Source organism: Parabacteroides sp. HGS0025 (genome assembly GCF_000969845.1).
In the GTDB taxonomy this organism is placed as follows: domain Bacteria; phylum Bacteroidota; class Bacteroidia; order Bacteroidales; family Tannerellaceae; genus Parabacteroides; species Parabacteroides gordonii.
The window spans coordinates 915634-927997 of record NZ_KQ033903.1; the positions used below are offsets into that span (position 1 = coordinate 915634).

Annotated in this window: 7 protein-coding genes; 1 reads left to right on the forward strand and 6 read right to left on the reverse strand. The window is 41.8% G+C overall.

Annotated elements, in window-relative coordinates:
• Positions 1-180: 180 nt before the first annotated feature.
• The 5 genes from HMPREF1212_RS20680 to HMPREF1212_RS20700 form a co-directional block, all read right to left on the reverse strand.
• The gene (locus HMPREF1212_RS20680; RefSeq protein WP_046150917.1) at positions 181-1548 is read right to left on the reverse strand and encodes a sulfatase family protein; all 1368 of its coding nucleotides are present in this window, start codon (positions 1546-1548) and stop codon (positions 181-183) included.
• Between the two features lie 79 nt (positions 1549-1627).
• Positions 1628-3184 carry a RagB/SusD family nutrient uptake outer membrane protein gene (locus HMPREF1212_RS20685; protein ID WP_046150918.1) on the reverse strand — a complete coding sequence of 519 codons (1557 nt, stop codon included), beginning with the start codon at positions 3182-3184 and terminating at the stop codon, positions 1628-1630.
• 3 nt (positions 3185-3187) lie between these two features.
• Positions 3188-6514, reverse strand: a complete 3327-nt coding sequence (locus HMPREF1212_RS20690) for a TonB-dependent receptor (protein WP_046151268.1) — start codon at positions 6512-6514, stop codon at positions 3188-3190.
• 383 nt (positions 6515-6897) lie between these two features.
• Positions 6898-7878: a FecR family protein gene (locus HMPREF1212_RS20695; RefSeq protein ID WP_232430174.1), complete on the reverse strand. Its 981-nt coding sequence runs from the start codon at positions 7876-7878 to the stop codon at positions 6898-6900.
• A gap of 58 nt (positions 7879-7936) precedes the next feature.
• Positions 7937-8479, reverse strand: coding sequence for an RNA polymerase sigma-70 factor (locus HMPREF1212_RS20700; protein ID WP_046150920.1), 543 nt, complete (start codon positions 8477-8479; stop codon positions 7937-7939).
• 763 nt (positions 8480-9242) lie between these two features.
• Between HMPREF1212_RS20700 and HMPREF1212_RS20705 the strand changes: the two genes are divergently transcribed.
• Positions 9243-10118 carry an Rpn family recombination-promoting nuclease/putative transposase gene (locus tag HMPREF1212_RS20705; RefSeq protein ID WP_046150921.1) on the forward strand — a complete coding sequence of 292 codons (876 nt, stop codon included), beginning with the start codon at positions 9243-9245 and terminating at the stop codon, positions 10116-10118.
• A 107-nt stretch (positions 10119-10225) separates the two neighbouring features.
• Here HMPREF1212_RS20705 and HMPREF1212_RS20710 read toward each other — a convergent pair whose 3' ends face one another.
• Positions 10226-12358, reverse strand: a complete 2133-nt coding sequence (locus tag HMPREF1212_RS20710) for a dipeptidyl-peptidase Dpp7 (RefSeq protein ID WP_369800847.1) — start codon at positions 12356-12358, stop codon at positions 10226-10228.
• Between the last annotated feature and the right edge of the window lie 6 nt (positions 12359-12364).

Here is a 12364-nt window from a genome sequence, read left to right on the forward strand (position 1 = left end):
TCAAAATGTACATATCCCCCTTTCTTATATTGCAAAACATGTAAAACAAGAGGCTGAAACGTAAAATGAAAATTACGACACAGCCCCTTTAACTTATCTGCAAGCAATCAGCAATCGAACAAACTTACAGATGAAAGAATGAAGAATTATTCGGGGAAAGTTTCCAACAGACGATCTTTCTCATTGTTTAATTGCCGGTTTGTCGAAAATACTTTCTGCCAGGGTAAACGAACTTTTGTAAGAATCGGCCATTTCAGTCAATTCCTTCACAATGTCCGGATATTTATCAGCCACATTGTACAACTCTTCGGGGTCTGATCCCAAATCATAAAGCACAGGGGTTTCATACACCACTTTTTCCCCGGGTCCGTAGGCCGGTCTGTAGGAGAAATGGGCTTTGTAGTTTCCTTTTCTGACAGCGTACAGCTCGCTTCCTCTATAAAAATAATAGGAATCGCGTCTGCTGGCGGATTTGTTTGTGATGACATTCAACAAGCTGACCCCATCATAAATCCTGTCGGACGGAAGAGAGACACCTGCCATTTCGCAGAACGTGGGTAATAAATCCAACGTACTGCCCATGTCTGTAACCAGTCCGGGCTTGACCATGGCTCCCCACATAATACAAGGGACACGGAATCCACCTTCAAAAGAGGAGTTCTTGCCATCTTTCAACGGACCTGCGGAACCTCCAAGCTGATGATACATTAACCAAGGGCCATTGTCAGAGGTGAAGATAACCAGTGTGTTTTTATCCAGTCCTCTTTGTTTCAATGTCTCTAAGATATGGCCGGTACTCCAGTCCAATTCCTCTATGGCGTCACCGTATTTCCCTCTAGCTGATTTGTTTTCAAAATCGAATGAAGCGTAAACGGGAAAATGAGGCATCGGATGGGCAACATATAGGAAAAACGGTTGGTTCCCCTTCGATTGGATGAAGCGGACGGCAGCATTCGTTACCTGCTGAGTCAACTCGTGCTGATTCGGTTCTCTTTCGATGACTTTTTCTTGTTCATAAAGCATATATTCATACGGATAGTTGGAACCACGTTCCCTTTTGCTCATATCATTGGAATAAGGATATCCGTAAAAATAATCGAATCCGTGGTGCAATGGCATGGATTCAGGACGATGACCCAAATGCCATTTGCCGATACATCCGGTCTGATAACCTGCTTGTTTTAGTAATTCTGCAATCGTATATTCTTGAGAGGGAAGACCTTCAGGAGAATCAGGAAATAAGACTTCTCTTCTATCGCCGTACATACCTGTCCGTACACCTAAACGGCCGGTTAACAAGCCGGCTCTGCTGGGTGAGGAAACCGATGAAGATACATAAAAACTGCTCCATTTCTGACCTTCCAAAGCCATACGGTCCAAGTTCGGTGTTTTAGTGGTAGGATTGCCGAAACATGAGAGGTCTCCGTATCCCATATCATCGCAATTAATGACAATGATGTTGGGTTTTACATTCTTTTTAGGTTTTGCGAACGCATTACATACAATCAATCCCTCCGCAATGACCAATGCTACTTTCAATTTATTCATCGTAAGTTTATTTGAGAAATCGGTCATTTGAAGAAAACAAACGACCGATTTTGAGTTGATACTTAATTAGAGAAAACGGTTACCAACCAGGATTTTGTTCCAGATTGGGATTCAAAGAACGTTCTCTGTCAGGAATTGGGAGTAAATCATAATGCTTTAAATATCCATTCGGGAAGCGAGTTTCGATAATAGATCCGTTGTGGTCTTTGATAACCATCGGATAAAGATCTTTACCGATTTTCCATCTCTTCACATCAGCCCAATAACGGCCTTCTAAAGCCAATTCGATTCTTCTTTCATGTCTTACCCGTTCACGAGCCTCTTCTCGGCTCATCGAGGTCGGGAGCAACGAAATCTTCACGTCGTCTCTTTCTGTACGAATACGATTCAGAATAGAGATGGCATCAGCCACATTTCCATTTGTTTCGATGATAGCTTCTGCTTTGGAAAGTAAAACATCGGCATATCGTAAGATGATGTCGTTGATGTAAGACTGTCCTGCAGGAGGCAGATCTTCTTGTTTTTGGATTCTGTATTTACGTGTGCTCAAATGTTTCAGCCTATTGCCTGAATGGTTGAATGCACCATTAGGATACAGATAATTAGGGAATCTATAGCCAAGAATGTATGAACCCGGCAAAACAACGGTGAATGCTAAACGCGGATCTCTGTTTTCATACGGATTCGCGGAGTCGACAGGGGAGCCGTCGATCGTTTCGTAGGCTGCCACCAGATCGTCGGTCGGCACGTAGCGACTTCCACGTGTGTAACTGCCTGTTCCTGTGCCGCAATATTGGTCAAGATAGGTCCCTTGCGAATTTTCACCTTCCATATACTGAATGTCGAACAATACCTCCTTGTTGTTTTCATTTGCAGGATCAAACAATCCCTCATAGCTATGGAAAAGCCCGTATTTACCCAGTTTGTCTATCTCATCGACACAGGTGAGGACACCTTGGTATTTACCTTGATACAAATAAGCCCTCATCTTCATACCCAAAGCTGCACCTTTAGTCGCTCTTCCCGGTTCTGGAGCATCAACGCCTAGATTAGCGATAGCTACATCATAGTCTTTTTCTGCTTGTGCCCAAGTCTCTTCCAGGGTCGCACGTGTTAATGTACGCGCTTCCTGAGCCGAGATGTTTGTCAATATGATAGGAACTCCGCCGTATGTTTCTGCCAATACAGAGTAGGCCAATCCACGCAAGAAATGACTTTCGCCGAGGTATTTTTTATTTACTTCATCAGACAATCCGACAGATTCCAGGCATGACAGCAAGTAGTTGGCACGCGAGATTATCTCGTAGCATCTGGTCCAACGGAAGGTAACAATTTCCTTATCGCCGGAGGTGATTTCTCCACGTCCTAATTTGTTTAAAACGACTCGTGTCTCCCAATTGAAAGCGTTAGGAGTTGCTCCGTCGGTAATACCAAATCCAAACAACCCTTGGAGATACAGATCACTTTCCCGTAATTGGGAATAAATGCCATTCAACATCATTTTGACTTCTTCCTCGTTCTCAGGAAAATTAGCTGATGATATTTTATCTTCAGGAAATACATCCAAATATTTATCCATACACCCTGTAAAGGTCAGACAGGACAATAGAAACAAACCGTATATTATTTTTTTCATGACTTAAAAATTAATATTTAAACCAAATGTGAATATTCTCGGAATAGGATAATAACCAGCTCCGTTGTTGAAAGAATCTTTTTCAGGATCATAGCCTTCATATCCTTTTTTCCACATGATTGTAAACACGTTTTGAGCATTGGCGTACAGATAGAGGCGACTCAAACCTAATTTTGAACTCAGCTTTTCAGGAAATGCATAGCCTAACTGTATATTTTTCAACTTAAGAAAGTCGATTCTGTGCATCCAGAAAGAAGAATCGTACCAATCCCAACTGGAGTCAATGCGCAACATCGGAATCTGGGAATCAGGGTTCTCGGGACTCCAGGCATCTTTCCAAGACTCGGTTAGGCTCATAATCATCAACATAGGCTGCGTACAATCGTTTCTTGTCAGTACATTGGCTTGCCCCATACCTTGAAACAAGAGATTCAAGTCGAAACCTTTGTAACTCAATCCGGCAGTGATGCCATAAGTAATCTTGGGAATGGTGTTCCCCAAAACCTGTTTATCTTGGTAGTCGATCTTTCCGTCGTTGTTGACATCTTCGTATTTCAGATTTCCGACTTTTGGCTTGAAAGAGTTACTGTACATATGCTCATTGATCTCTTCTTCCGACTGATAAATGCCGACAGCCTTATATCCGTACAATGACTTGTAGGAATAACCTTCACGGATCAAATAGAGTTGGTCAGGAGATTTACCTCCTTGAAACTTCGTCACTTTATTATCCACAAAAGTGAAATTGGCACCGATGTTGAAGCCCAGACGATTGCGGTCTCTTACCTGATTGTCATAGTTGACCACCAATTCAAAACCGTTGTTTCTCATTTCCCCAACGTTTTCGAAAGGAGCAGTCTTGTTACCCACAATGTTGGATATCGGTAACTGAACAATAATATCTGATGTTTTCTTGTCGAAATAATCGGCTTCAATACTCAGTTTGTTATCAAAGAATCCCATATCGAGTCCTAAGTCATAAGAAGTAGTTGTTTCCCAAGAGATGTTTTCATCCACTAATTTGGTTACTGCGGCTCCCGGTGCCAAATTACCGCCGTAGCTGTAACTCTGATCAAATTCCTGATTGAAAACGGACAAATAAGGCCAATAACCATCAATGCGTTGGTTACCCAATTGCCCCCAAGATGTACGCAATTTCAAATTTGAGAAAGCATTCAAATCCTTAATAAAGTTTTCCTCGCTCAAACGCCAACCTACGGAGAAACCAGGAAATACACCCCAACGATTTCCTTTTTTGAAACGAGAAGAAGCATCAGCTCTCAAGTTCATTTCAAACAGATATTTGTCGTCATAGGCATAATTCAATCGTCCAAAATAGGACCCCATACGCAATCTTGATAAGTTACCTTCCGCTTTGATACCATCCGTACCGGAGTCGATCTGTGTCAAACCGTCTTTGGCGGGATCTGATCTACGTCCGAAAACATTTCTTTCATTATAGTTCTCCAACTGTAAGCCTGCCACACTGGAAACAAAATGTTTGTCTCCAAATTTGTGACTGTAGTTTAATGTGGCATGAAAGTTGTTGCGCATTGTCGAAACTTGCTTTCTGCTGACAATCATTCCACCTGAATTATAATTGATATTCTGTGTTTCTTTTCCGGAATCGGTATATCCGTAAAGCGTTTCATTGTAACGGTCTGTCATTTTCCAATTTCCGATAGTAGACCATGTGACTTGCAAATTCAAGTCTTTAGTGAAGTCTACTGTGGCAAAAGCGTTTAAAGACAAATAGTCTGTGGTTGTGTTGTTTTTACCGTTGGCTGCTTCAATCAAAGGATTGTGGTTTTCATACAACAATACCCCTTTTTCATCGGCTGCTTCAATAGAACCAAATCGGCCATCTCTCGTGTAGGCCGCATTGAATGGCACTGCTCCTTGAAGCATAATCCACACTCTGCTTAAGTCAAAAGGTTCAGTTGCATCGTTGCGTGAAAAGCTCAATCGGCTTCCAATTTTAAACCATGAATTTACCTTGTACTCCAAGTTGGCTCTGATACCGAATTTTTCAGCGTCCGTATAACGCAGGATACCGTCTTGTTTTAAGTAATTCAAAGACAAAAACGAGGATAACTTGTCAGAACCTCCCCGAATAGAAAGGTTATGGCTCGTAATTAGTGCATTACGAAACAACTCATCATACCAGTCCGTATTGGGATATTTATAGGGATCGGTACCGTTTCTAAAGTCGGTAATCAACTGTTCGGAGAATAAAGGCGAAGCTCCGTCATTCTCGAATCCTTGGTTGATCAGTGTCATCAAGTCGGCGCTGTTGGTCACAAAATTGTATCTATGTCCTAATTGTTGGATACCTACGTAAGAATTTAATTCCACTTGGGTTTTTTCTTTGTTCTTACCCATTTTTGTAGTCACCAAAACGACTCCATTAGCAGCTTTTGAACCGTAAATGGCGGCACTTGCAGCATCTTTCAAAACAGAAATGCTTTCAATATCGTTGGGATTGACTTGTCCGAAAGAACCTTCCACACCATCAATAATAACCAAAGGGTCGGAATTGTTCAAGGTACCCCATCCACGTATTCTAAGTTGTGCTTCATCGCTTCCGGGTTTTCCAATATTTTGGCTGACCCATACTCCGGAGACTTTGCCCGAAAGGGCTTGAGATGCATCGGTAATTGGACGATTGGACATCTCTTCGTCAAACTTGACAGATGAAACAGCTCCTGTCAAATTCACCTTTTTCTGCGTCCCGTATCCGACCACGACCACTTCTTCCAATGCTTGTGTATCTTCGTGTAATGTTACATTAATCACACTTTCCTCACCAACTTTCACAATTTGTTCATTAAAACCAATATAAGAAATCTGCAAAGAGCTTCTTGGTGCGACCGTCAATGTATATTTTCCATTCATATCCGTCACAGTCCCATTGGTTGTTCCTTTTTCAATGACATTTGCACCGATAACCGGCAGACCGGTTTCGTCTACGATCACACCTGTAACTGTCTTTCCTACTTGCTGGGCAACAGAAGAAATTTGTTTCTCACCCCGTTTCGTCAATACGATATAATCGTCATCAAAAACATACGTGATACCGGAGTTTTCGAAAACACGACTCAAACAATCAGCAACGGAACTGCTCCCGGCTTCCAGCGAAACCGTCTTGTTTGCATCCACTTCTCGTTTGTTGTACACAAACATATATCCCGTTTCTTTTTCGACTTGTTCAATAAAAGCTCCAATGGTCATACGGGAATTCGTGATTTTTACTTTTGCCGTTTGTGCATCCATATCTACCGCATAGGTGGCAAAGGCACAGGCGAACAATCCCAATATTGATAATCTCATAATATTAAAAAATTTATCAAGATACAGTCTTTTGCATAATAAATGTATGGGTAAAGTATACTTTTTCATACTTTTGTGAATTATATATTTAATACTTTTTTTCGACTAAGAGTGTTAGATTTCACGACCGTCCGGTGCGGGAACACCGGACGGTTTTTTTATATAAAAACTTCTTCTATTCAAACCATAGGCATTATCTTTATAAGGTTATACATATTTTTTCCTATATTTATAAGTTTAACCCCTCACAAGCGGAACACCACTATAAGAGTTTACATATTAATATTATTTAACAATTTGAGATTCCAAAATAGAAACAATACCGGAGATAGCCATAGCTGTGCCATGGCGCAATACCCTTGTTTCCATTTATGAAGATTTACCTACTGCAACACGATCAGGTTCTTATCGTCATCTTTCGTATACTTGAACGGATATACGATCTGAAGTTTTCGCAAAACGCTTTCCACTCCATCCCGTTGCCTGAACTTACCGGTATAGCGGTAGTTGCCAAGTTTTGTGTTTTTCACGACAATCGACACATCATAATAAAGTTCCAGTTTTTTTATTATATCTGTCAGCAACAAATCGTCAAAGATGAATATACCCTCTTTCCAAGACATAAAATCCGTTTTCTCAAACTGACAGATATTCAATGAATTATCTGATACTACGATCTGCTGCTGAGGACGCAAAACATAACGATGGTTCTTATCGAACGTCCAGGAGACAGAGACAGAACCCTCGACCAAGGAGGTCACAAAGTATTCTTCCGTGTCGTAAGCATTCACATTGAACTGCGTTCCAGTGACCTCGATGTCCATCTTTTTTGTCTTGACAATGAAAGGCTTCTCTTTATTTTTTTCCACTTCAAAAAAGGCTTCGCCATGGAGTTCGACCTCTCGCCTTTCCGAATCGAAACGTTCAGGATAACGCAACCTGGAGTTGGCGTTCAACCAAACTTCAGTGCCATCGGCAAGCAAGACTTTAGCACGCTGTCCGGCCGGAGTCGAAAACTCCTGATAACGGACAAGCTCATCCTCTTTGTCTCCCGCATAATTCATCAGCAGATAAGTCGACAGGACGGAAAAGAGCACGATCGCGGCATAACCCGCCACTTTACGAAGACCGAATAATAACGCACGTTTCTTCCGCATGCCAACAAACGAGCGATATTGTCTGTCCGAAGCAATTCCATCTTCATTCGCAATAGAAACAAGCGCGGACAGATTTTGTATCCCAACCGCCTCCTTCCTAAGCTCTTCATTTTCTTTCAACTGCTGAAAAAGTATTCCTCTTTCTTCAGTTGAAATCTCCCCTGCCAAATATTTTGATAACAGATCGTGCATACTTTCTTTTGTCATTATATAAGTTAAACCCTCATCACGGAACGTACCACTATGACCCAGTCTAAAATAAACATTAATTAACCAGAAACAACAATAACGGTAAATAGTCTTTCAGTGCCACACGTAACTTTTTGAGAGCTGTGACCATTTGATTCTCTACCGTATTCACGGAGATTCCGAGTTCATCCGATATTTCCTTGTATTTGAGTCCTTCGATGCGGCTTTTGATAAAGACTTCGCGGCAACGTTCCGGCAAGGTGTCAAGAGCACGACGGATAATCTCCTGCAACTCCTCTTCCGACTGATAGGAATAGTCGAACGCCTCCAAAGCATACAGTTTGAATCCCAGTTCCTCTTTCACCTGGCTGTTATACTCTTCTTCGATCAACTTGTGCCGCAGGAAGTTCAGACAGCGGTTTTTCACCAACGTAAATAAATAAGTCGTAAGCGTAAAAGAGATCTCGATTTCCTCCTTTCTTTCCCAAAGTGTAAGAAACACATCTTGTACTATATTCTCCGCATCTTCGTTTGCCGGAACATAGTTTTTGGCAAAAGCGAACATCTTCGGATAATACAGTTTATATAGCTTCTCAAAATCTCCTTTAAGGTATAACATACCAGTCAAATTTAATCTTTTTAGCAAAAATAGTATATTATTTCAGAGTTTAAACATCTACCCGCAAAATAATCTCATTCATACCGGTAACCTCCGAACATAGTAGAAGACAGCACTATATAGAGAAGAAGCTAGGACAATAGTATCTTTCTGCTAATATTACTGTTCCAAACGAACAACACAGTAGTGCTGGCACTTACCAATCGGCTAAAACACTCTGTAGGAGACTGTTTTAGCCTTTACATTTCATCTATCATCGCTTTCAGTCGATTGATAGATAGCAGATTATGATGACAGGATATTGCTTTAATCTTTTTAAAAAAAGTCAAACATACTACATAAGATACCATCTATAAAGAAACGGATAGGTATCGAACGGTAAAGGAATAGGCACCGGATGACAAACGGAAAGGCACCCGTTTTTAAAGGTCAGGTGTTTTGAAATGTTAAGACCTTAGTTCTGATTTCAAAAGAAGGGACTTTTGATTTTAAAAGACCGGTCTTTTTTTCGGCTTACTATATAGCATCGGTGAAAGCAATAGGTGTCATCTGTATGTATTATTTATCAATGTTTATAATGTATTTGAAAGATGAAAGCAAAAGATTGAAGATATCAAGAGGAAGGTTCGGGCTAGGTTGAATGTTTCACTTACTGACAGATTTGAATCATAAAAACGCCTTCAGACATTGAAATGTATAAAATATTACCTACATTTGTTCCGTTGCCTGTTATTAGGTAATAAACCAATAAAACCATTGACATATGGAAAAGTACGTAAACATTATGTTAGATCGGGCTTTTAAAACCGTATTCGGTAAAAAGCAAGTAGCAATCGACTTTATCAATGCCGCACTTGAAGGCGAGCATCAGGTGAAAGACCTGACCTATCTTGATAAAGAAATCCAACCGGAAGTAATAGAACAGCGCACAGTGATCTTCGATCTTCTTTGTGAAGATGTGGACGGAACTAAATTTGTGCTTGAAATGCAGAATTGCCCCCAACGTTACTTCTTTAATCGTGGGTTTTATTATATTTGTCGGATGATCTCCCGTCAGGGAGAGATAGGTTCTGACTGGAAGTTTAGCTTGCTTCCTGTATATGGCATCTATCTGCTGAACTTTAGTCTACCTGAATTTCAGAGCTGGCGTACGGACGTGGTGCTGGCTAATGAAGCAACAGGTAAAGCTTTCGGTGAGGTCAAACTGAAACAGATTTATCTTTCATTCGACCTGTTCAATTTAAGTGAAGAGGAATGTCAAACGCCTCTTGAAAATATAGTTTATATATTGAAGAATATGAATTTATTTGATATGTCTCCGTTTAAGGAGAAAAATGATGCCTTCAAACGCCTGCTCGATGTGGCCAATCTGGATGCAATGACTTCTCACGAACGGGCTGTCTACGATGAGAACCTGAAAATTTATCGCGACTGGCGCAATACGCTGGAATACGCAGTGGAGGAGGCTGAAGGGAAAGGTTTGAAAAAAGGGAAAGCAGAAGGAAAACTTGAAGGTAAGGTTGAAGGTAAGGTTGAAGAACAACGTCTTATTGCTGCTAAATTAAAAAAGCAGGGAGTCAATATTGAAACAATCGCTCAATGTACCGGTCTTTCTATAAAAGAAATATACGAATTGTAGGCAGTCATTGCAGGAAAGCCGTACGCACGGATTTCACGGACAGTTAAAAAGTTAAAGGCCTGACGGAACAAATCCGCCAGGCCTTTCTTGTGTATCTTATTGAAAGATTATCTAACCAGTTTCAGTTCTTCGATCAGACGCGGGCATTTACCCCATTTGTCGATCATATACAGCACATAACGGATATCGACAGCAATACAACGTTGCAGATCCGGTTCGAAAGCGATGTCACCGCTCATGGCTTCCCAGTTTCCATCGAAAGCAAGGCCGATCAAACGGGCGTTTTTATCGAAAACAGGGCTACCGGAGTTACCGCCTGTGATGTCGTTGTTCGACAGGAAGCAAAGCTGCAATTCCCCCTTTTCGTTGGCATACTGGCCAAAGTCTTTGCTACGGATCAGATCGAGGATTTCTGGTTGTACCCAGAACTCGTCATCTTCCGGATTTTCCTTTTCAAGGATTCCTTTCTCTGTTGAATAATAGTCATACCAAGCGGCATCGTATGGACGGTAACCACCGATGGAACCGTAGCTCAGACGCATGGTAAAGTTGGCATCGGAAGAAAGAGCTTTGTCAGGATACATTTCCTTCAAGCCTGCAAAATACAAACGTTCGCCTTTTTCAATATCGTAATGGGCATCTCCCATCAATTGCTGCAATTCAAACAGAGAGATCAATGTAGACAGACTCAGTTCCGCTGCCGGATCTTTCTTCAGCTTGGCATATAGTTTCGGATTCTTCAGCATCTTCTCTATATTGTCATACGACAAAAGGGAAGTCTTTTTAAAGACATCGGCCGCATACTTGGCGTAGTTACCTTTGTATTTCTTATCCACTTTCTTATAGATGTCCGGAAGATACTGAGCCGGGACACGTTCTTTCGCTACCTTCATCATGGCAGCCAGCACCTTCTGATCGAGCGCCGCATCATAATCTTTAAAGAACGGTTTGATCTTATCTTCCAGAATCAAGTCTATTTCTTCCGGAGTAGAACCGCTAATGTCCACACTCTGCACCATACGTGCCAGACGTACGATTTCAGTACCGCTGACAAACGCTTCCATCAAATAGGTCGAAACATTCTTATATTCGTCAGTCGAAGTATAGCCTTTTTCCAGCAGGCTCAACACTTCGCCGTATTTCGCTTTACGTTCCGGAGTCTGGTCTACCCACTTAGCAAAAGCGGCTTCTTCCTCCTTCTTACGATCCAGTACATTCAGATTAGCCAAACCACGGTTCATACCGATAGAGTTTTTCCAGTAGTTGGAGCTACCGGCATATTTAGAGGCATATTTGATACGCACTTCATCGCTGGCCTGCATCGCTTCTTTCCAGATAGCCTGTTTAGCACCACGAACATCGATACGGGGTTTGTTACTGTCCTCGATACGTTGTTTCACACCCCATGAAGACAGATAACGGTCGGTACTTCCCGGAAAACCGATCGTCATAGCATAATCCTTATCCTGATATCCCTGAAGAGACACTTCGGCAACATACTTCGGACTATAAGGTTTGTTATCCTTGTTATATTCAGCCGGCTTGTTATTTGCATCGGCATATACACGGAAAACAGAGAAATCGCCTGTGTGACGCGGCCACATCCAGTTGTCGGTATCACCACCGAACTTACCTACGGAGCTGGGCGGGGCAAATACCATACGGACGTCGTTGAATACGTCGTAAACAACCAGGAAATACTTGTTATTATTATAGAAAGGCACTACATCGGCTGCCTGGAATTCCGTATTACCAATAGAATCACAAATAACCTGTCCGATCGAATCGGCAGCGGCCAGACGAAGATACTCTTCCTCAATATTAGCGATTTCACCATTAATACGATCACTTACATCGACTGTTTCGCGCAGGTAACGTACGCTTAATCCCGGAACAGGCAGTTCATCGCCTTTACTCTGAGAGACAAAACCATCTTTCAGATAATCATGCTCAACACTACTCAACTGCTGGATCGAACCGAAACCACAATGGTGATTGGTAAAGACCAATCCTTCTTCCGATACGGTAATACCGGTACATCCGCCACCAAAAATAACAACAGCGTTGGCCACACACGGGTCAGTTTCACTGTAAAGCTGCTTGTAGGACGGGACAAATCCCAGTTCCTGCATTCTCGCCAGATTCTGTTTGTTTAATTCCTTCAGAACCCACATGCCCTCGTCGGCATACATCTGGCCTGCAGCAATAAGAAGCAGTAAAACTGCCCACACCTTCTTCATAAAATT